This window comes from Achromobacter aloeverae (assembly GCF_004121055.1).
Taxonomy (GTDB): Bacteria; Pseudomonadota; Gammaproteobacteria; order Burkholderiales; family Burkholderiaceae_B; genus Bordetella_C; species Bordetella_C aloeverae.
The window spans coordinates 41,564-61,998 of the sequence record NZ_PYAL01000005.1; the positions used below are offsets into that span (position 1 = coordinate 41,564).

General features: G+C 66.5%; 17 protein-coding genes. 6 read left to right on the top strand and 11 right to left on the bottom strand.

The window, feature by feature from the left end:
* Positions 1-105: 105 nt before the first annotated feature.
* The 8 genes from C7R54_RS28895 to C7R54_RS16980 form a co-directional block, all read right to left on the bottom strand.
* Positions 106-255 (bottom strand): hypothetical protein, encoded by a 150-nt coding sequence (locus C7R54_RS28895; RefSeq protein WP_158021232.1) that lies wholly within the window; start codon positions 253-255, stop codon positions 106-108.
* A 177-nt stretch (positions 256-432) separates the two neighbouring features.
* Positions 433-1,635: a M20 aminoacylase family protein gene (locus C7R54_RS16950; RefSeq protein WP_129151638.1), complete on the bottom strand. Its 1,203-nt coding sequence runs from the start codon at positions 1,633-1,635 to the stop codon at positions 433-435.
* Entirely contained in the window at positions 1,632-2,492 is an 861-nt protein-coding gene (locus C7R54_RS16955; protein ID WP_129151639.1) for an N-formylglutamate amidohydrolase, read from the bottom strand. The genes C7R54_RS16950 and C7R54_RS16955 overlap by 4 nt, the downstream gene beginning before the upstream one ends.
* A 31-nt stretch (positions 2,493-2,523) precedes the next feature.
* Entirely contained in the window at positions 2,524-3,594 is a 1,071-nt protein-coding gene (locus tag C7R54_RS16960) for an ABC transporter ATP-binding protein (RefSeq protein WP_129152012.1), read from the bottom strand.
* Positions 3,595-3,641: 47 nt separating this feature from the next.
* On the bottom strand, positions 3,642-4,655 hold the full coding sequence (locus C7R54_RS16965) for an ABC transporter ATP-binding protein (RefSeq protein WP_129152013.1): 1,014 nt from the start codon (positions 4,653-4,655) through the stop codon (positions 3,642-3,644).
* Between the two features lie 8 nt (positions 4,656-4,663).
* Positions 4,664-5,587 carry an ABC transporter permease gene (locus C7R54_RS16970; RefSeq protein ID WP_129152014.1) on the bottom strand — a complete coding sequence of 308 codons (924 nt, stop codon included), beginning with the start codon at positions 5,585-5,587 and terminating at the stop codon, positions 4,664-4,666.
* Between the two features lie 101 nt (positions 5,588-5,688).
* Positions 5,689-6,663, bottom strand: a complete 975-nt coding sequence (locus C7R54_RS16975; protein WP_129151640.1) for an ABC transporter permease — start codon at positions 6,661-6,663, stop codon at positions 5,689-5,691.
* A 107-nt stretch (positions 6,664-6,770) separates the two neighbouring features.
* Complete coding sequence (locus C7R54_RS16980) at positions 6,771-8,363, bottom strand: ABC transporter substrate-binding protein (RefSeq protein WP_129151641.1); 1,593 nt, start codon at positions 8,361-8,363, stop codon at positions 6,771-6,773.
* A 175-nt stretch (positions 8,364-8,538) separates the two neighbouring features.
* Between C7R54_RS16980 and mnmE the strand changes: the two genes are divergently transcribed.
* Entirely contained in the window at positions 8,539-9,948 is a 1,410-nt protein-coding gene (mnmE, locus tag C7R54_RS16985) for a tRNA uridine-5-carboxymethylaminomethyl(34) synthesis GTPase MnmE (RefSeq protein ID WP_129151642.1), read from the top strand.
* A gap of 174 nt (positions 9,949-10,122) precedes the next feature.
* Here the strand turns inward: mnmE and C7R54_RS16990 are convergent, their stop codons facing one another.
* From C7R54_RS16990 to C7R54_RS17000, 3 genes are all read right to left on the bottom strand, one after another.
* Positions 10,123-11,202, bottom strand: a complete 1,080-nt coding sequence (locus C7R54_RS16990) for an acyltransferase family protein (RefSeq protein WP_129151643.1) — start codon at positions 11,200-11,202, stop codon at positions 10,123-10,125.
* Positions 11,203-11,303: 101 nt separating this feature from the next.
* Positions 11,304-11,999, bottom strand: a complete 696-nt coding sequence (locus C7R54_RS16995) for a YoaK family protein (protein ID WP_129151644.1) — start codon at positions 11,997-11,999, stop codon at positions 11,304-11,306.
* Between the two features lie 33 nt (positions 12,000-12,032).
* Complete coding sequence (locus tag C7R54_RS17000; RefSeq protein WP_129151645.1) at positions 12,033-12,608, bottom strand: NADPH-dependent FMN reductase; 576 nt, start codon at positions 12,606-12,608, stop codon at positions 12,033-12,035.
* A 394-nt stretch (positions 12,609-13,002) separates the two neighbouring features.
* On the opposite strand from C7R54_RS17000, the gene C7R54_RS17005 reads away from it, so the two are divergent.
* The 5 genes from C7R54_RS17005 (at position 13,003) to C7R54_RS17025 (ending at position 20,431) form a co-directional block, all read left to right on the top strand.
* Complete coding sequence (locus C7R54_RS17005; protein ID WP_129151646.1) at positions 13,003-14,394, top strand: GumC family protein; 1,392 nt, start codon at positions 13,003-13,005, stop codon at positions 14,392-14,394.
* The gene (locus tag C7R54_RS17010) at positions 14,391-15,512 is read left to right on the top strand and encodes a CpsD/CapB family tyrosine-protein kinase (protein WP_129151647.1); all 1,122 of its coding nucleotides are present in this window, start codon (positions 14,391-14,393) and stop codon (positions 15,510-15,512) included. The genes C7R54_RS17005 and C7R54_RS17010 overlap by 4 nt, the downstream gene beginning before the upstream one ends.
* A 59-nt stretch (positions 15,513-15,571) precedes the next feature.
* Positions 15,572-16,933 (top strand): O-antigen ligase family protein, encoded by a 1,362-nt coding sequence (locus C7R54_RS17015; RefSeq protein WP_158021233.1) that lies wholly within the window; start codon positions 15,572-15,574, stop codon positions 16,931-16,933.
* A gap of 80 nt (positions 16,934-17,013) precedes the next feature.
* Complete coding sequence (locus C7R54_RS17020; protein ID WP_158021234.1) at positions 17,014-19,431, top strand: beta-galactosidase; 2,418 nt, start codon at positions 17,014-17,016, stop codon at positions 19,429-19,431.
* Between the two features lie 67 nt (positions 19,432-19,498).
* A complete protein-coding gene (locus C7R54_RS17025; protein ID WP_129151649.1) occupies positions 19,499-20,431 on the top strand; it encodes a glycosyltransferase family 2 protein in 933 nt (310 codons plus the stop codon).
* Positions 20,432-20,435 lie beyond the last annotated feature (4 nt).

Below are 20,435 nucleotides of genomic sequence, written 5' to 3' on the forward strand. Positions count from 1 at the left end.
AACCATCTTCCCGATGGCTCCGCGCTCATGGCGCGTCCGGCATGACGCGCGCGATTGCAGGTGAGGGGGCGGCCACCCACCAGCGGAGGAATCGATGCAGGGGTATCAGTTCGCCAGGCAAACCGCGCCGGTGGCCGGGGCCGCCGATGCCGGCGTGGGCGACGCCAGGGCCAGTATGGCCAGCGCCAGGGCGACCGCGACGCCGGACGCGGCCTTGGCGAGGCGGGAATGAGCGGCGGCGGAGGGCTGGGACATGCTGGATCCTGTGTATTCGTGCAAGGCTGATGAGGATTATCAGCAAGCCGCCACAAGGATCCAACGAATGAATCGGCGTTTATTCAGATCCAGAACTTATATAGACCGCGCCGGGGGCTGGCCGGCCGGGCGAGAGGGCCCGGCCGCCGAACTGGTCGCCGAACTGGCTGCCCAGGGTCAGCCCGCCTTGCCGAGGAAGGCCTCGACCAGCTTTACCCAATACGTGGCGCCCACGGGCAACAAGGCGTCGTTGAAGTCGTAGTTCGGGTTGTGCAGCATGCAGGGCCCCATGCCCGAGTACTGCGACTGGCGGTGCGCGCCGTCGCCGTTGCCCAGGAACAGGTAGGCGCCCGGCACCGCCTCCAGGAAGAAGGAGAAGTCCTCCGCGCCCATGAAGGCCGGGATATTGGTGTCGACGTTTTCCTTGCCGAACGCGGCCTCGGCCACCTGGGCCGCGAAGGCGGTTTCCTTTTCCCAGTTCACCAGCGGCGGGTAGGCGCGGACGAAGTCCAGTTCGCCGGTGCCGCCGTACACCTGGGGCAGGGTGGTGGCGATGCGGCGGATGGCATCCTCGATGGTGTCCAGCGCCTCGGTGGTATAGGTGCGAACCGTGCCGCGGATGACCGCCTCGCTGGGGATGACATTGAAGGCGTCGCCGGCATGGATCTGGGTGACCGACAGCACGGCGGAGTCCAGCGGGTCCTTGCTGCGGGAAATCACCGTCTGCAGCACGCCCACCATCTCCGACGCGATGACGATGGTATCGACCGACTTGTGCGGCTGGGCGGCGTGGCCGCCCACGCCATTGATGGTGATGGTGAAGCGGTTGCTCGACGCCATCGCCGGGCCGGCGCGGAAGCCGAACTGGTTTACCGGCATGCCGGGCATGTTGTGGATGCCGAAGACCGCGTCACAGGGGAATTTCTCGAACAGGCCGTCCTGCATCATCGCACGCGCGCCGGCATTGCCGTTTTCCTCGGCCGGCTGGAAGATGAAGTGCACGGTGCCATCGAAGTTGCGATGTTCGGCCAGGTATTGCGCCGCGCCCAGCAGCATGGTGGTATGGCCGTCGTGGCCGCAGCCGTGCATCTTGCCCAGCACCGTCGAGGCGTGGCCAAAGCGGTTGTGCTCTGGCATCGGCAGCGCGTCCATATCGGCGCGCAGGCCTATCGTCTTCTTGCTGTTGCCGTTGCGCAGCACGCCGACCAGGCCGGTCTTGCCGAAGCCCGTATGCACTTCGATGCCCCAGCCGCGCAGCTTTTCGGCCACCAGGGCCGACGTGCGGGTTTCTTCGAAAGCGGTTTCGGGATGGGCATGGATATCCCGGCGTATCGCCGTCAGCTCGCCCGCGGCGCGCTCGATTTCTGCGATGGTTTTCATAGTTGCCTTTGGATGTAGAGGGCGACGGCCTGCGTCGCCTTGGTCAGTGCGGCCTGCAAGGCCGGAAATCGTTCGTTCTTCTCGAAAGTCTGTTCGTTCATGTACTGCTTGCGATGGATCTCTATCTGCAAGCTGTGGCGCCGTTGCGCCGGCCGGCCCAGGCGCGCGATCAGCGCCACGCCCTTGAAGGGATCGTTGCGCGCCACGGTGTAGCCGCTGGCTTCCAACGAGGCCTGCACGACGTCGACCAGCCCGGGATCACAGGTCGTGCCGTCACGGTCGCCCAGCACGAAATCCGCCAGCGGGCGGTCGCTCTTGATTTGCAGCGTCTCGTAGGAATTGGACGGCATGGAGTGCAGGTTCAGGTGCCAGACCGCGCCGAAGCGGCGATAGGCGGCCTCGATATCCTGGTTCAGCGCCGCATGATAGGGCTGGTGGTAGGCATCGATGCGATGCTGGACCTCCGCGACGCCCAGCTTGCGCGCGTAGATGGGCTGGCCGGCGGCCTTGCTCCAGATCAGTCCATGGCCGATGCGGCTTTTTTCCGTCGGATGGATGGCGCCCGGCCACGGGCCGTCCAGCAGGCCCGGCTCGATGTCGTCGGGCTCGCGGTTGGGGTCGATATAGGTGCGCGGGAATTGCGCGCAGATCAGCGTGCCGCCGACATCGGGAATGCCGCGCCACAATTCGTCGACGTGCGTGTCCTCGCCGCTGCGCAACAGCGACGGGGCTAGCGCATGGCCGAAGTCGGCGGGATAGATGACGCCGCTGTGGGGCGAGTCGCATACCAGGGGCAAGGGGTCGACGCGCGGCGCGTGGCGAACGTAAGGGGCGAAGGACGAGTCGCTGGTCTGCATGGGGGCAAGGGTCCGGTTGATGGCGGCGTGGCTAGGATCCGGCGGCGTAGGGGTTGTCGGTCGGGTTGTCGGTCGGGGTGTCGTTCGGGGTGTCGTTCAAATGGCAGGCGCTCACATGCCCAGGCGCGATCATACGCAGCAGCGGCCGCTCCTGCCGGCACCGCGCCATGGCCCGCGGGCAGCGGGGATGGAAGGTGCACCCCGGCGGCGGCGCCAGCGGCGACGGTAATTCGCCCTTGATGGGCTGGAAACTGCGCCGCTGCGCGTTCAGCGTGGGCAACTCCTTGAGCAGCGCTTGCGTATAGGGATGGTTGGCGCCCTTGAAGACTTGCTCCGTGGTGGCGATCTCGACGATACGGCCCAGGTACATGATGGCCACGCGGTCCGAGATATGCCCTACCACCCCCAGGTTATGGCTGATGAAAAGATACGTCAGATCCAGTCCTCGGCGCAAATGCGCGAAAAGATTGAGCACCTGCGCCTGGATGGAAACGTCCAGCGCGGCCACGGCCTCGTCGCACACGATGACCTTGGGCTTGAGCGCCAGCGCCCGCGCGATGCCGATGCGCTGGCGCTGGCCGCCGGAGAACTGATGAGGATAGCGCTGCGCGTAGGCGGGATCCAGGCCGACCTGGCCCATCAGCCGCGCGACGTAAGCCCTTTTCTCGCGCGCGGGGATGATGCGATGCACCACCGGCGCCTCCCCGATGATGTCCTCCACCCGCATGCGGGGATTGAGCGAGGCGTAGGGGTCCTGGAAAATCATCTGCACGCCCAGCTCGTACGCGCGGCGTTCGCTGTCCGGCATGGCGGCCACCGCCTTGCCGCGATAGCTCACCTGGCCGGCGGTGGGGCGCAGGATCCCCGCGATGATGCGCCCCAGCGTCGATTTGCCGCAGCCCGATTCGCCGACGATGCCGATGACTTCGCCCGGCATGACATCCAGGTCGACGCCAGCCACGGCATGGACCTCGGTCTTGCGCAGGCGCGCGCCGAACAGATTGGCGATACGGCCGGCCAGGTCGACATTCTGCGTGAAGCGCATCTCCGCGCCGCGCAGGGAGAGGATGGGAGTGATCGCGGCGCCGGGCGTGGACGGCATCGATGTGCCTTCGGCCGAACCGGCGCCCTGCTTCGTAGCCTGCGCGCTCATACGGCGGACTCCTCGCCGGCATGCCAGCAACGCACCCAGTGCGCGGGCCGCCACTCGACGGCCTCGGGCGCCTTGATACAGGCTTGCGTGGCGCGTGGACAGCGCGTGCGGAAGGCGCAGCCTTCCGGCAGTTTCAACAGGGAAGGCGTCATGCCAGGTATGGATGCAAGGTCATGGCCGCGTGTCGCGGGCGTCGGGATCGATGCCATCAGGCCATGCGTATAGGGATGCAGCGGATGGCCGATGATTTCCGCCGTGCTGCCGGTCTCCACCACGCGGCCGGCGTACATCACCGCGATGCGGTCCGCCAGTCCCGACACCACTGCCAGGTCGTGGGTGATCCAGATCAGCGCCGTGCCGGTCTCGCGGCACAGTTTCTGCACCTCGTGGAGAATCTGTGCCTGGATGGTCACGTCCAGCGCGGTGGTCGGCTCGTCGGCAATGATCACGCGCGGCGAATTCAGTAGCGCGATGGCAATGGCCACGCGCTGGCGCATGCCGCCGGACAACTGATGCGGGTAGGCGAGCAGCCGCTCGTCGGGCGCAGGGATGCCCACCATGGTGAGCACCTCGCGCGCACGCTGGCGCGCCTCCTTCTTGCTGACCTTGCGATGCGCGCGGATCGCTTCCAGCATCTGCGTATCGACGCGCAGCACCGGATTCAGGGTCATCATGGGATCCTGGAAGATCATCGCGATCTCGCGCCCGCGCAGGCTGCGCAAGCGTTCCGGCGTGGCATGGCGCAGGTCCTGGCCGTCGAAGCGTATGCTGCCGCCCACCACGCGGCCGGGCTCGTCGATCAGGCCGATCAATGAAAAGCCGGTAATGCTTTTTCCGGACCCGGACTCACCCACGAGGCCCAGGATCTCACCCGCATCCAGGCGCAGGTCGACACCGTCGACCGCCTTCAACACGCCGGCACGCGTGAAGAAGTGCGTCTGCAGGCCGGCGACGTCAAGAATGGGCGCGCCGGCGGCCGCAGGCGCGGGAGGCAGGGAAGTCGCTTGCATCGTCGCGGTCATTGCGCGTTCCGTGGATTGAGCACGTCACGCAAGTGGTCGCCCACCAGGTTTATGCCGATGATGGTGATGGCCAGCGCAATACCGGGGAAGAAAGATATCCAATAGCGCCCTGAAAGCAGGTACTCGAAGCCGTTGGAGATGAGCATGCCCAGCGATGGTTGGGTCACCGGCACGCCCACTCCCAGGAAGGATAGCGTCGCTTCCAGCGCGATCGCGTGCGCCAGGTCGATGGTGGCGATGACGATCAGAGGCGGCATGCAGTTGGGCAGCAGATGGCGCCACAGGATGCGCCCCCAGCCCAGGGACATGCAGCGCGCCGCCTCGACATACTCCTTGCCTCGCTCCACCAGGGCGGCGCCGCGCGCGGCCCGCGCGAAATAGGCCCATTGCACCACGATCAGCGCGATGATCACCTTGTCGACGCCGGTGCCCAGGATGGACAGCAGGATCAGCGCCACGAGTATGGACGGGAAGGACAGTTGTATGTCCGCGATACGCATCAGCAAGGCATCCAGGCGGCCGCCAAAATAGGCCGCCGTCAGCCCTACCGTGGCGCCGATCGCGAATGCGAAGAACACCGATACACAGCCCACCATCAGGCTGATGCGCATGCCATAGAGGATCGCCGACAGAACGTCGCGTGCCTGTCCGTCGGTGCCCAACCAATAAGTCATGTCGCCCGACATGCTGGCGCTGCCTGGCGGCAGCTTGGCGTCGGTGATGTCCAGCGTACCGATGTCGTAGGGATTCTGGGGCGCGATCCATGGCGCCAGCAGGGCCGAGCCCACCATGACAATGAGCAGCACCAGGCCCAGGATGGCCAGCTTGCTGGCAAGGAAATCCTGGAGGAAGCGGCGCAGGGGAGTGAGTTCCTTCTCGGCGCTCGCCGGGGCCGTCGGCCCGTCGGGAACACCGTGCATGGGGCTCTGCGATGCATACCTGGCTGCCTCGCGCACGGCACTCGGCGCCACGTCCAGCGGCGTGTCGGTGGACGGATTGGGCGGCTGGTTGGAAGTAGGGGTCATCGGCGGCCATCCAGCCGGACGCGCGGGTCCAGCACCGTATAGACGATGTCGACCACCAGGTTCAACATCACCAGGAAAAAGACGATCAGCAACAGGTAGGCCACCACCACCGGGCGGTCCAGGTTGATGATGGAATCGATCAGCAGCTTCCCCATGCCGGGCCAGGAGAACACCGACTCCGTGACCACCGCGAAGGCCACCACCTGGCCGAATTCCAGGCCGCCGACCGTGACGATGGGAATCAGGATGTTTTTCAGCAGATGCACGCTGAGCACGCGCCGCTCGGACAGGCCCTTGGCGCGCGCGAACTTGATGTAGTCCATGGGCAGCGCCTCGCGCGTGGCAGCGCGCGTGACGCGGATGATGGTGGCGCACTTGGCCAACGCGATGGTCGCCGCCGGCAGGATGAGGCTGGCCCAGCCACCCAGCGTCAGCACGCTCAGGCGGACGGGGCCCAAGGCGACGGTCGGCCCGCGGCCGCTGGCAGGCAGCCAGCCCAGGGTCACGGCGAACACCATGATCAGCATCAGGCCGACCCAGAAATTGGGCAGGGAGAAGCCGAGCACCGAGCCGGTCATGATGGCGCGCGAGCTGACCGCCTTGGGCTTGAGTCCGGCGCGTATGCCCAGCGGAATGCCGACCAGCAGGGAGATGCCCATCGCCACCACGGCCAGCTCCAGGGTCGCCGGCGCGCGGTCGAGGATCAGCTTCATGGCCGGTTCGCCGGTCAGGAAGCTGTTGCCGAAGTCGCCATGGATGGCCTTGCCGATGAAGATCAGGTATTGATGCCACAAGGGCAGGTTGAGCCCCAGGGACTGGCGGATGGCTTCGCGCTGCGCCTCGGTGGCGTCGGGGCTGGCCATCATGGCGATGGGATCGCCAACCATGTAGATGCCACCGAAAACCAGCGCCGACATGACGAACATGACGACGACGGTCTGCAGAAGGCGACGGATGATTGTTGCTAGCACGTCGGCAGGCTCACTTCGTCACGGTTCATACAACGCGGCACGCGGCGCGCGCCACAATGTGCGCGCCGCGTGTCACGGCAATGGTCGGCGCGGCCGGGCCGCCGCCGTCAAGGCTTGATGGTCGCGTTCTGGGCCAGCGTCATCTGGTCGGCCCGGCCCAGGTAGCGCAGGTCGTTCTTCATGGCCCACACCGACAGCTCGAAATGCACCGGCAGCGCGGCGTAGTCCTCCATGGCGGTGTCGGCGGACTTGGCCAGCAGCTCGGCGCGCTTGGTGTCATCCATGGTCGAGATGCCCTGCTTGAACAGCGTGTCCACCGTGGCGTTCGAATAACGGCCGCGATTGGTGGTGCCCAGGCCAGCCTTGGGGTCGGGCGTGACCAGCAGCGATCCCAGCGCATTGGACATTTCGCCGCTGGTCACGGACCAGCCCGCCAGGTAGGCGCTGTACTCGTACGAATCCCGCTTCTTGAAGAAGACGGGGGGCGCCGAGGCATCCACGTTGGTCTTCACGCCGATGCGCGTCCACATCGACGCGATGGCTTGCGCCACCTTGGCGTCGTTGACGTAGCGGCCCGAGGGCGCGCCCAGCGTAATGCCGAAGCCATCCGGATAGCCCGCTTCCTTCAGCAAGGCCTTGGCCTTTTCCAGGTCGGCCTTGGGCGCCTTGGAATGCTCCTTGGACGCACCGAACATCGGGTAGGGCAGCAGGTTGCCGGCGGGCAGGGCGATGCCGCCCATCACGCGGTCCACCAGGGCTTCGCGGTTGATGGCCAGCGACAGCGCCTGGCGCACCCGCTTGTCCTTCAGCGGGTTCTTGTTGTTGGTGCCGGTGATGCCGGGGCTGGGCTCGGCGAATTGATCCATGGCCACGTACATGACGCGCACCGAAGGCGTTTCCTCGATGTGCAGCTTCTTGTCGGCCTTCAGCTTGGGCAGGTCGTCGGTCGGGGGATCCTCGATCAGGTCGACGTCGCCGGCCAGCAGGGCGGCCACGCGGCTGGCGGCATTGCTCATCGGCCGATAGACGACCTTGTCCCACAGCGGCTTCTTGCCCCAGTAGTTGTCGTTGCGCACCAGTACGATCTCGGCGCCGCGCTTCCACGACACGAACTTGTAGGGACCGGTGCCGATCAGGCCGTCGCCGGCGTTCAGTTCGGTGGTCGTCTTGCCTTCGGGGGCCGGGCCCGAAGCGGCCTTCTTGGACAGGATGGGCAGTTGCGACAGGTTGGGCAGCAGGGCGGGCGCCGCTGCCTTGGTGGTGATGCGCACCGTGTGGGCGTCCACCACTTCCGTCTTGGCCACGTCCTTCAGGTACAGCGTGAAAGGCGAAGGGCTGTTGGGCACCTTGGGCGCGCGTTCATAGGTGAAGACGACGTCTTCCGCGGTGAGCGGCGTGCCGTCGGAGAACTTCACATTGGGCCGCAGCTTGAAGGTCCAGACGTTGCCGTCCACCGTCCACGATTCCGCCAGCGCCGCTTCCGGCTTCAGCTGGCTGTCCGTGCGCACGAGCGGGTCGAAGATGGTTTCGGCGATCTGCGTATTGGGAGTGAGCGAGTGATACTGGGGGTCCATGGAGCTGGGCTCGCTCTTCAGACCGATGATCAGATCGCGTGCCATGGCATGGCCCATGGCGCCGAAGGCCAAGGCGAGTGCAGCGGCGCTGCCGGCAAGAACGCGGGTAAAGCGGCGAGTCGACATCAAGACGCTCCCTGTTAGGATGAAACCCGGTGTAGGACCTTAGCTTAGGGGACCCGGTGCGCTCAGGCTTGTGGCCCAGCTTAGGCTGTCTAGGCCGCAACATACGGAGGAAACGGGGTCGGCGCAACCCGTTATATTCCCTTATTGCGCAAAGTAGCCCCTCTCTGAACCCCCTATGTCCCCTTTTGTCTCCGCTCCCATTGCCGCCATCGCCACCGCTCCCGGGCGCGGGGGCGTGGGTATCGTGCGCGTCTCCGGACGCGACCTGGGCGCATTCGTGCGCGGCCTGTTCCAGCGCGACCTCACGCCGCGCCATGCGCATCTGCTGCCGTTCCGGGATGGCGATGGGGAGGTGCTGGATGAAGGGCTGGCGCTATTCTTCCCGGCGCCGCATTCCTATACGGGCGAGGACGTACTCGAGTTACAGGGTCACGGCGGTCCTGCCGTCTTGCGGCGCGTGCTGGACCTTTGCCTGCGGGCGGGCGCGGACCTGGGCATGCGGCTGGCCGAGCCCGGCGAATTCACGCAACGGGCCTTCTTGAACGACCGCATCGACCTGGCGCAGGCCGAGGCCGTCGCCGACCTCATCGAAGCCACCTCCGATGCCGCTGCGCGCGGCGCCATGGCATCGCTGTCCGGCGTGTTCTCGGCGCGCGTCACCGCCCTGGCGGACCGCATCGTGCATTTGCGCATGCTGGTGGAGGCGACGCTGGATTTCCCCGAGGAAGAAATCGACTTCCTGGAAAAATACCAGGCGCGCCCCCTGCTACAGGGCTTGCGCGACGAGCTTGACGCCATCCTGGCGCAGACCCGCCAGGGCGTGATCCTGCGCGAAGGCCTGCATGTCGTGCTGGCCGGCCGGCCCAACGTCGGCAAATCCAGCCTGCTCAATGCGCTGGCGGGCGACGAGGTCGCCATCGTCACGCCGATCGCCGGCACCACGCGGGACAAGGTGGTGCAGGAAATCCACATCGAGGGCGTACCGTTGCACGTGGTCGATACGGCGGGCCTGCGCGAGACCGACGATCCCGTGGAAAAGATAGGCATCGGCCGCACCTGGCAGGAAATCGCCAAGGCCGATGTCATCCTGCACCTGGTGGATGCCGGCGCGCCGGACGAAGACATGGACGCCGGCATCGCGGAGAAGTTGCCGCGGGGCGTGCCGGTGGTGAAGGTGGTGAACAAGATCGACCTGGAAGCAGCGGGCGGCCCGGGTCATGTCCCCGGTTCCGCGCAGGACGCCCTGGCCTTGCGATCGCAAGCCGGCATCGACGGCACCCTCCGCATCTCCGCCAAGACCGGCGCCGGCCTGGACAGGCTGCGCAAGGCCTTGCTGGACATTGCAGGCTGGAATCCCGGCGGCGAATCCCCCTGGCTCGCGCGCGAACGCCACCTGCGCGCCTTGCAGGACGCGTCCGACCACCTGCAACTCGCCACCGAACATGCCGCCCTCGACGATCGGGTGCTGGACCTCTTCGCGGAAGAACTGCGCCTGGCGCATGACAGCCTGGGCAGTATTACAGGACGGTTCACCAGCGACGATTTGCTGGGGGAGATCTTCTCCAGCTTCTGCATCGGGAAGTGAGGCGGTGTCGTTCACATCACCCATGCACAGGGGTAAGTCCGGTCGCTATCGCGAAGCGCCTGATACGGGTTTGGGCCTGCTCCCATTTTTTCACCCATTTACACCCATTTAACGATGACTGCGACTTCGCGTCGGCCACCTCCGCGAAGCTGAGGATGGCCCGGCACGCCAGCCTCAACGCTGCGAAAACGCCGGCTGCTGGCCGCGGTTCTGCCAGCGATGCCGCAACGACAATCCCCAGCGTTCGACGTAGCGCCAGGACGCATCGGCCATGAGCCAGGCCAAGGGGAAGAACACCGCGGCGCGCACCCACCAGGACTGGCCGGCCAGGTAGTAATCGACCAGGACGACCACCAGCCAGTGTTGCAGGTATAGCGAATAGCTGATCTTGCCCACATAGCGCATCGGCGGCGTGGACAGCAGGCGCTGGACCCAGGAGGGCGCCAGGATGGCATACGGGAACAGGGCCATCAATGCCAGCGACTGCACGGTGAAGCGGCCCACTTCGCGGAAGGCCGGGTCGCGGTACAGCAGGCTGCCCAGGAGCAGCGCGGCACCGGCATAGAATGGCAAGGGCGTCTGCCAGCCCCGCAGCAGGACGGGGTAGAACCACACGACGAGACTGGTGATCGCGCCGAACAGAATGGCGTCGATACGCGTATCCGTGGCCATGTAGATACGCAGGTTCTCGGTCGCGGTCGGGCCGATCCCGGCATACAGGTGCGCGCGCCAGGCCAGCACGATCACGCACAGGGCCAGGAACACGGCCAGCGCGCGCCTGCAGTCGTCCACCCTGACCAGCAGCGCGAACAGGGCGGGAAAAACCAGGTAGTAATGTTCCTCGACGGCGAGCGACCAGGTGATGCTCATCGGCGACAGCAGCTTGCCCTCGAATGGATGGCCGAAGATCTGCCAGTAATTCTGCAGGTAGAAGAACGCCGCCCCGACATCGGTCCATGGCACGTCGCCTTGCACGACGCGCACGGCGGCGATGCACAGCAGCAGGAACACGACCAGCGCGGGCATCAGCCGCAGCAGGCGCCGTACGTAAAAGGCGCTGATCTGGATGCGGCCGGCACGCGACTGCTCTTGCAACAGGGTGCGGGTGATGATGAAGCCGCTGATGAAGAAGAAGACCGTTACGCCCAGTCCGCCGGGGATGATGTTGCCCAGCCCGGTATGCGACAAAACCACCAAGGCGATGGAGATGGCCCGCAACCCGTCCAATGCCGGCAAATAGTTTTCACGAGACATGCGACCCCTGTCTGCTCACGCGGGCCAGAACGGCAAAAACCGCCAGCGACATGGTCACTGACGGTTACCGAGGATTATGCCATATGCAACCGCGCGCCCATTCAGGGCACGGGAGCGCCGGGCGGCTCGCGATGCGCACACACCGCCAGCAAGGTCGCCAAGGGGGGCAGGACAAAACACCACATGCCAACGGCGACGAACAGCAGGGCGGCAATCGCGCAGCCTAGCGCAAAACCCAGCAGGACCGGCGTCATGCGCGCCAGGCGATCCACCGTGCTCTTGCGCTCGGCGGCCGCCAGGCCGCGGAACAGATCGGCCAGGTCCAGCATGACTTGCGTGGTGGTGCCGGTCATCAGCGTGGAGGGCGGTTCGCTGCCGAGATGCGCGCGATGGGCGGCATTCTGGATGGCCATGGCGGCCACCAGCACCATGCCGGTCAGAATGGCCGGTCCGGCGTCGGGATCGCCGGCGAACGGTCCCCAATACATGGCGATGGCGCCGCCGGCGGCCAGCATCACCGTCTGCAACATCAGCAGGATGCGCATGACCGGCGCGTCCCGGCGGGCCAGCCAGCCCCCCAGCAAGCGCATGGCGATGACCATCGCGCAGAACACCGGCAGGGCCAGCAGCTTGCCGATGGCGCCGCCGCTTCCCTGCGCCAGGGCCGCGCCCAGCGTGACGAAGTTGCCCGTGACATGGGCGGTGAACAGCCCGTGCAGGGTCAGGAAGCCGGCGGTATCGACATAACCGCCGTTGAACGCCAGCAACCTCGCGACACGCCCCGCGGGTGTACCCATGATCGTGCTCCCGTCCGTCTCCGCGGCGGCCGATCAGGCCGCGCGCAACGTCTTCAACGCACCGGTCCAGCGCAGCAGTTCGTCAAGCGCGACCTTGGCCGCGTCGTTGTGCAGCTGGGTCGGTTGAAACTTGCCGCTTTCGTCCAGGGTCTGGGGGAAGTTGGGCACCATGACCTGTTCGTTCAGCGGCACGATCTTCAACGTGGTCAGCAGCGTCTTGACCTCCTGCACGGCGCGCAGGCCGCCCGAGGCATGAGCATAGCTGACGAAACTGGCGGGCTTGTAGTTCCACTCGTTGTAGAGATACTGCAGGGCGTTGAGCAGCGCCGGCGGCGCGTTGAAGTTGTATTCCGGCGTCACGAACACGAAGGCGTCGGCGCTCGCGACGCTGGCGGACCACTTGCGGGTGTGCTCATGCGTGTACTTCTGCATGCGCGGATGGTTGGGCTCGTCGAATACCGGCAGCCTGAAGTCGGCGAGATCGACCAGTTCGACATCGAATTTGCCGTGTTCGACGGCGGCTTCGTAGAACCACTGCGCGAAGGCGGGGCCGACGCGGCCGGGACGGGTGCTGGCGATGATGACGTTGAGACGGGGCTTGGTGGACATTTGGGAGCTTCCTGGATTTGAGGCCGGCAGCGGGCAAAGACGCGCCGCTTGCCGCGGTGCCGCAATTCTAGGAGTTCCCATTTTTAAAATAAAGTGGGCAAATCCGGCTTTAATCATTCCAAAAACAGCAACATTGACCCCCCTGCCGGGTAGTGCCACAACGGCCTCCAAGAACGCCGCCCCCCGCGCGCTGGCCAGCAACAGCCCAGTTTCGAAGTAACTGGTTTCCATCATGGAGATTGCGGAAGATGCCGCTCCTTCGATGAGCAAGCCTCGCCAATTATCTGTTTTGTCGTCGTTTTCTCTGAAAGATCGAACTTCGAGACAATTAATGTCGGAAACGCTACGGTAGAATCAGTCATAACATTTCGCTACGGTGTCCAAGGCCCTGCTCGTGAGCCCGTCCTCCGAATACAGTCTGTTGTCGTTGAACCAGGTCCGGACCATGCTGGCTGCCCGGTCCCGGCTGGTCGCGCGGGTGACCGCGGCGACCTTGCTGCTGACGCTGGTGCTCGTCCTGGTGCTGCCGCGCGTGTGGACCGCCACCTCGGACGTGTACATCGACTATCGCGAGAACGACCCCATCAACGGCCGTGCGTTCTCGGCCATGCTGGATGAGAGCTACATCCAGACCCAGATCGACATGATCCAGAGCCAGGCGGTGGCCGACCAGATGATCAAGACGCTGGGCCTGCTCAGCGGCGCGGACGCCCGCAACGGCTCGGTCGAGCATAACGAGCTCAGCGCCTACATCAAGCGCAATCTCGAAGTCACGAAGGCGCCGAACAGCCGCGTGCTGACCGTCTCCTTTTCGGCCAATACCCCGCAGAAGGCGCGCGATTACGCCAACGCCATCGTCAATTCCTATATCGCGGTCAGCCAGAGGATCTCCTCCTCGGCGGCGCGCGAGCGTTCCGAGCAGTACACGGCGCAGCTGGAGCAACTGCGCGGCGAAATCGACGCCATCCAGGACAAGCTGACGCAGTACCAGAAGGAAACCGGCATCGTCGACACCAAGGAAGCGGGCGACCTGGAGTTGCGCCGCCTTAACGACATGAGCACCTCCATGCTGGCGCTGGATGCGCAGCTGGAAGAGGCGCGGGCGCGCAACGCCGCCATCGACGGCATGCTCAAGAGCGGCGTCCGTCCCGAGGACCTGCCGCTGGTGGGACAGGTGTCGCCCACCAACGATTTGCGCAACACCATCAATATCCTGGACAACAACCTGGGCGAGCTGCGCGGTTCGCTGGGACCAAACCATCCGACCGTAAAGGGCCTGATGGCGCAACGCGCGCAAATGCAGGCCGGCATCACGCGCCAGGCCAACGCGGCCATCGATGCCCAGCGCAGCAACTTCCAGCGCCTGCAAGCACAGAAGGACGCCCTGCAGCGCGACATCGACACCCAACGCGCCAAGGTGCTGGACCAGATGGCCAAGCGCGACCGCATCGCTGCCTATCAGCGCCAGTTCGCCGGCGTGGAACAGGTCTACAACACGGCGCTGCAGAAGTACGACAGCATCCTGATGGCGAGCAATATTTCGCTGCCCAACCTGGCGGTGCTGCGTGCCGCCGAGATTCCGACCGAACCGTCGCGTCCCCGGGTGCGCCGCAGCCTCGCGCTCGGCTTGCTGGTCGGCCTGTTCGCGGGCGTCGCGCTGGCCCTGCTGCTAGAACTGAGCCAGCGCCGCATCCGCAGCGCCGACGACCTGCTGCGCGATACCCGATACCGTGTGCTCGGCCGCATAGGCCGCCGTCCTCCCACGCTATCGCAGGCCAAGCCATGAGCAATACCGCGCTGCACTCCCTGTTCGATCGCATCGGACAACCGGCCGGCCGGCCGGATGCGCCCGCGGCGCCCGACGCACCGGCGCATGCGGCCGCGCCCATACCCGCGCCCATGCCGGTGCATACGGCCGCGCCCGCCGCCACGGAGCCACAGCCGCCCAGCCCCCCGCAGGACGTGGCTCCGGCTGCCCCCCAGGCCGCCGCACCGGCCGGCCCCACGGAGAAAATGGGCGAGCGCTTCATCCGCCTGGGCCTGCTGACCGAAGAACAGGTCCAGCACGTCGTGAAGTTGCAGCAGGCGGAGCGCCTGCGTTTCGGCCAGGCTGCCGTCAAGCTGGGCTTCGTCTCCGAGGAGCGGGTGCAGTCGGTGCTGGCCGAGCAGTATCACTACGACTATGCGCCGGCCAACCAGCAGCAATCGGATATTCCCCTGGCCATCGCTTCGGCCCCGTTCAGCCAGGAAGCCGAGGCCATACGCCAACTGCGCGCGGAAATCTCCATACAGCTGGAAGGCCAGCCGCGCATCGCCATCGCCATCGTCAGTCCCGAGGACGGCGAGGGCCGCGCCTACCTGTCCGCCAGCCTGGCCGTCGCGTTCGCGCAGACCGGCCGCAGCACGCTGCTGGTCAACGCCAACCTGCGCGCCAGCGGCCAGCGCGACCTGCTGGGCGCCAGCGGCGGCGCGGGCGGCCTGTCCAGCATATTGGCGGGCCGCAGCGGCACGGGCCCCTGCCGAGCCGTGCCCGGCTTCCCGAAGCTGGCGGTGCTCGACGCGGGTCCGCAGCCGCCCAACCCGGCCGAACTGTTGCGCGAACCGGCATTGGGCAGGGTCCTGGAAGCCTATGCCGGCAACTACGAGATCTTCATCGTCAACACACCGGCGATGAACCACTCATCCGATGCGCAAGGCATCGCCCGCCAGGTCGACGCCTGCGTGATGATCGCCCGCCGCGACATGACCCGCCTGGCGGACCTCGAACGCGCGGCTCAATTGCTGGAAACGGCAGGCGTACGCGTCCTGGGCACCGTCTATAACGAATACGATCCGGACGATCGCGCCAACCGGGGCCTGTGGGCGCGCGTGCGCGATCTGCTGCCAGGCAAGCTGCGCCGCTGAAAAGGCATGCCATGTCCCTGGTCGCACCCGTTCCGAACACAGCGCAAGACGATGCGCGCATGAATCCACAAGGCCCGGGCGTACGCTGGACCATCTGGTTGCTGGTGGCGGTGAGCATGGCCTTCCCCGTCCTCCCCGACACCTTCACGATGAACGCCATGGGGCCGGAGTTGACCCACTCCGTGGTCGAAGGCTCCCTCAAGCGGCAGATCGTGTTCGGCTCCCTGTTCCTCGGCGCCGCGCTGCTGGCGTGGCGCTGCCGCGGCAGTGTCCTGCGCAACCTGCGCGGGATGAATATCTTCCTGCCGCTGGTCGTGCTTTACTGCCTGGTCAGCGCGGCATGGTCGCCCTATCCGGAAGTGACCATGAAGCGGACCTTCATCGTGATGGTGCTGTTCCTGATCGGCGTGGCGGTCGCGCCGCCGACAGGCATGACGCGGCAGGTGGGGCGGATCACGATGGGCGCCTACACCCTCATCCTGGTCATTTCCTTTTTCGTCGTTCTTATCGATCCCGGCATCGGCGTGGACTACGCGCTGGGCGATGCATGGCGCGGCATCACCTGGCAGAAGAACACGCTGGGCTCCATCGCCGGCTTCGCGGCCCTGTTCTACCTGCGCGAGGCGGCGATGCAGCCGCAATACCGCGGGCGCTACGTGGCCGGCCTGTTGTTCTGCATGTTCATGCTGGTGATGTCCAAGAGCGCCACGTCCATGCTGTGCCTGGCGGTCAGCGCCGGCATCTACCTGGTCGTACGGCGCCGCCACGTCGGGGGCCGGCACGCGGAAGCCATCGTGGTCCTGGCCGGCGTCGTGGCGGCGCTTTTCGCCTTGCTGCTGTTCTATGTCGTACTGGGCCGCATGCCTACCCCCAAGGATTTGATCGCGCCCGTTACCGCGCTGTTCAACAAGAGCGCGGACTTGACCGGCCGTGACCAGATCTGGGACCTGGTGGACCTGTCCATTCAGCGGCATCCGCTGCTGGGCATAGGCTACAGCGCGTTCTGGACCGGGACGGGCGGCCCATCGCAATACATCGCCGACAAACTGGGCTGGATGCCCGCGCACGCGCACAACGGCTTCCTGGACATCATCAACGATATGGGCCAGGTCGGCTTCGGCCTGTTCATGGCCTGCCTGCTGTGGCACTTGTACAGCATCCTGCGCCTGGCCCGCATGGACCGCGAGGACGCGGCGATGCACCTGGGCATCTGCGTGGCGATCATCATCAGCAACTTCTCGGAGAGCCAGCTCCTGCGCGACTCGGCCTTCCAGAATGCGCTGTTCATTTACTCCGTCGTTGCCGTGGGCGCCCGCCTGGCCATGGCGAGGTCCGCGACGCGGACCGTGCCGGGCGCCTCGCTAGCCGCCCCGTCGCGACTGCCCGCATGGACGGCGCAGGGCGGAGGACCAGGCCGATGACGCTTGGCGCGCCCGCGCAAGAAGCACCTCGCGTCCAAGCCCCGCCGGCGGCGCCCGCCTCCAGGGGACCGCGGCGCGCCATGCAATGCACCACGAGATGCTCCCCACGGCTCGCCGTGGCCGCCGTCATGGTCATGGCGCTATTGCTATTGGCCCTGGGCAACACCGGGGCCCAGGCCGCATCCACCCAGCCGCGCTGGTTCAACTTCCCGGTGGACATGGACGCGCTGGGCGGCGCGCCGGACCAGTCCGCGCTGAACCAGCCGCTGGATGCGGCGTCGCGCATCGTCGCCCACGACGGCCATTTCTATACGGTGGGCCGCGACGGCCTGCCCGGCACGGCCGACGACCGCCGCATCCGGCTGTTCGGCGTCAACCTGTCGTTGGGCGCGAATTTTCCCGAGGCCGACGACGCGGCGCGCCTGGCCCGCGATCTGCGCAAGCTGGGCGTGAACGCCGTCCGCCTGCATCATCTCGACTTGCTGCCATCCGACTACGAGGACGCGCCGCTCAGCATCCTCACCAGCGGTCCTTATCCCACCTTCAGCCCCACCGCCGTGGCACGCCTGCGCGGCCTGGTCCAGGCGCTGGCGCGCGAAGGCATCTATGTCGACCTGAATCTCCATGTGGGCTACCGTTTCCGCCCCCGCGTGGACAAACTGCCCCCGCTGGATGGCGGCGCGGAACAACCGCCGGTGACCGCCCCCATCCATCTTTACTATCCGAGCCTGGTCGAAAAGCAGGAACGCTACGCGCGCGAACTCATACAGGCCTTGAACCTGAAAGGAAATCCCGTCCTGGCCATGGTCGAGCTCAACAACGAGTCGTCCTTGGTGACCGCCTGGCTAGGCAACGAATGGCAGGCCGCCGTACCGAGCGGCTATGCGCCGGCCTTGCAACGCCTGTGGCGCGAATGGCTGCTGCGCCGCTACGGGACCCTGGACCAGGCCTGCACGGCCTGGGGCGGCTGCGCGAGCGGTGTCGCGCAAGCCGACGAGCTACCCATGCCCGGGCAACAGCAAGCGTATGAAAGCGGCCTGGCGGCCGTACGGTCGAGCATCGAGCGGCGGGCGCGCAAATGGTTCGGCGGCAAGCAGGACGGCATCGATGCCCGCGAGCGGGATTTCCTGGCCTTCCTCACCGCCACGGACAAGACCTACTTCGACCGCCTGCGCCACGTCGTGCACGAAGCCACCGACAAGTGGGTGCCGGTTACCGGCACGCAAATGACCTTCGGCGGCATCCTGAATTTCGATTCGCAGCCGTCGATGGATTTCATTGACGAGCACATCTACGTGGCGCACCCGGATCTTCATGGCGACCACGACTGGCGCATCGAGGACCGCACGGCCAGCGGCGGCGACTTCGAGCGGCTGCTGGCCGTTTCCATGCGGCGCGACCGCGCGCGGCCCTTCGTGGTGAGCGAATACAACCAGCCCTTTCCCAATCCGCGCGGCGCCGAAATCCTGCCGCTGATGAGCGCGGTGGCCGCGCTGCAGGATTGGGACGCGCTTTTCTATTTCGGATACAGCGATACCGTGCGCACGCCCATGTCGCCGTCGCGCTTCTCGCTGGTCGGCGACTGGGGCAGGGTAGCGCTGGTGGGCCAGAGCGCAAGCTTGTTCCGCCTGGGACTGCTGCCCGCGCTGACGCGCCATATCGATATCCCCGTACCCGCGGCGCTGCGCGGCACGCTGGGCGCGGACCGCCGCTTCGACGCCATCACGGCTGGCTTGTACGACACCCTGGGCGCGAGGCCTCAACTGGCCTACCAGGGGCAGGTCGCCCTGCAACTGGACCCGCCGGAAAACGCCACGCCGGCCTTGCCCGCCGTGGCCGACCCCGCCACGGCAAAGGCCTATGCCACGCCGGACGGCGCCTTGCGGCAAGACCTGGCGGCGGGCCGCATCGTCATCGATACGCCGCTATTCTGGGCGGTGGCGGGGGCCACCGGCGCGCCGCGCATCGCGGGCCGCAGCGCCTGGATACAGTACGACCAGGACGGCCCCGATTCCGCCACGGTCATCCTCAGCCCCCTGGATGGCCGCACGCTGGCGGATTCGCGCCATCTGCTGCTCAGCCTGGGCAACTTCACCACCGGCAGCCAGCCGGGATCCATGCCGCAGCGCCCCAAGCGCGTCGTGCCCTATGGCGGGCAATCCCGCTGGTCGACCCTGGAACCGGATCCCGGCGCCGGCGGCCCCTCCGGCAGCACGGACACGCGTCCGCCCGCGTGGCTGCTGGCGACGCCCGCCGTCCTGGGACTGGCGCCGCGTTCCGGCCAATTGAAGGTCTACCCGCTCGACGGCAGCGGCCGGCGCCTGGCGGCGCTGGCGCCCTCCCTGGCCAGCAATGCCGCCGATGGCGCACGGATTCACGTACAGGCGCCGCCGCAAGCGGCGGTCAATGGCGGCGTGAACAAACAGGACGGCAACAAACAGGACAACAACAAACAGGACAGCATCTGGTACGAGATTGTCTACGAGGACAAGCCATGAAACCGATGCCCGCGGCGGCGCCTGCCGGACAGGCCAGCGCCTCGACGCGCAGCATGGAACCCCGCCCATGACTCGACGACCCGATTCCAGCGACATCAGCGTCTGCATCGCCACGTACAAGCGACGCGAAATGCTGGACGCCTTGCTGTCCGACCTGGCGGCGCAAACCTTGCGGCCGCGCCAGGTCGTGGTCGTGGACAACGACGCCGCCGGCAGCGCGCGCGACGTGGTGGAAGGCCATCGCCAGGCGCTGGCGGGCATCGAGGTGACCTATGCCGTCCAGCCGGAGAAGAACATCTCGCTGACCCGCAACCTGGCGGTGTCCCTCGCGCGCCACGATTGGGTGGCTTTCATCGATGACGACGAGCGCGCGCCGGCTGACTGGCTGTCCCTCATGCATGCCACCGCCATCCGCTACGATGCCGACGGCGTACAGGCGCCGGTCCTGGCCATCCTGCCCGACCATGCGCCGGACTGGATCCGCCGCGGCGACTTCTATGGCTGGGCGCGCTTTCCCACGGGCACCGTGGTGCCGCGCAATGTCATGCGCATCGGCAACTATCTGCTGGCCGGCCATTGGCTGCGGCGCCAGGAGCAGGTGTTCAGTCCGGCCTATGGCTTGAGCGGCGGCGAGGATGGCGACCTGCTGATGCGGCTGGCCGGCCAGGGCGCGCGCATGGTGTGGTGCGACGAAGCCTGCGTGACCGAACCCGTGGCGGACAACCGCATGCGCCTGTCCTGGCTGTGCAAGCGGGCCTTGCGCGGCGGCCAGGACTACGCCTTGCACTTTCGCGCCGGCAAGCTCGACCACCGGCCGGGATTACCGCGCCGCATCCTGTTCTTCGGCCGAGCCCTGGCGCAGATGATCGTGGCGGGGCTGTTGGCGCTCTGCGCCTTGCCGCTGGGCCGCCACCGCGCGGCTGCCTGGCTGGTCCGCGCTTATGCCAATTGGGGCAAGCTGTCGACGCTATGGGGCGGACGACATATCGAATACGCCTGAGACG

Bases quoted from the DNA above. Each gene is read 5' to 3' on its own strand.
- C7R54_RS28895 (WP_158021232.1), bottom strand. From the start codon at position 255: ATGTCCCAGCCCTCCGCCGCCGCTCATTCCCGCCTCGCCAAGGCCGCG.
- C7R54_RS16950 (WP_129151638.1), bottom strand. From the start codon at position 1,635: ATGAAAACCATCGCAGAAATCGAGCGCGCCGCGGGCGAGCTGACGGCG.
- C7R54_RS16955 (WP_129151639.1), bottom strand. From the start codon at position 2,492: ATGCAGACCAGCGACTCGTCCTTCGCCCCTTACGTTCGCCACGCGCCG.
- C7R54_RS16960 (WP_129152012.1), bottom strand. From the start codon at position 3,594: ATGCCGTCCACGCCCGGCGCCGCGATCACTCCCATCCTCTCCCTGCGC.
- C7R54_RS16965 (WP_129152013.1), bottom strand. From the start codon at position 4,655: ATGCAAGCGACTTCCCTGCCTCCCGCGCCTGCGGCCGCCGGCGCGCCC.
- C7R54_RS16970 (WP_129152014.1), bottom strand. From the start codon at position 5,587: ATGCACGGTGTTCCCGACGGGCCGACGGCCCCGGCGAGCGCCGAGAAG.
- C7R54_RS16980 (WP_129151641.1), bottom strand. From the start codon at position 8,363: ATGTCGACTCGCCGCTTTACCCGCGTTCTTGCCGGCAGCGCCGCTGCA.
- mnmE (WP_129151642.1), top strand. From the start codon at position 8,539: ATGTCCCCTTTTGTCTCCGCTCCCATTGCCGCCATCGCCACCGCTCCC.
- C7R54_RS16990 (WP_129151643.1), bottom strand. From the start codon at position 11,202: ATGTCTCGTGAAAACTATTTGCCGGCATTGGACGGGTTGCGGGCCATC.
- C7R54_RS16995 (WP_129151644.1), bottom strand. From the start codon at position 11,999: ATGGGTACACCCGCGGGGCGTGTCGCGAGGTTGCTGGCGTTCAACGGC.
- C7R54_RS17000 (WP_129151645.1), bottom strand. From the start codon at position 12,608: ATGTCCACCAAGCCCCGTCTCAACGTCATCATCGCCAGCACCCGTCCC.
- C7R54_RS17010 (WP_129151647.1), top strand. From the start codon at position 14,391: ATGAGCAATACCGCGCTGCACTCCCTGTTCGATCGCATCGGACAACCG.
- C7R54_RS17015 (WP_158021233.1), top strand. From the start codon at position 15,572: ATGAATCCACAAGGCCCGGGCGTACGCTGGACCATCTGGTTGCTGGTG.
- C7R54_RS17020 (WP_158021234.1), top strand. From the start codon at position 17,014: ATGCAATGCACCACGAGATGCTCCCCACGGCTCGCCGTGGCCGCCGTC.
- C7R54_RS17025 (WP_129151649.1), top strand. From the start codon at position 19,499: ATGACTCGACGACCCGATTCCAGCGACATCAGCGTCTGCATCGCCACG.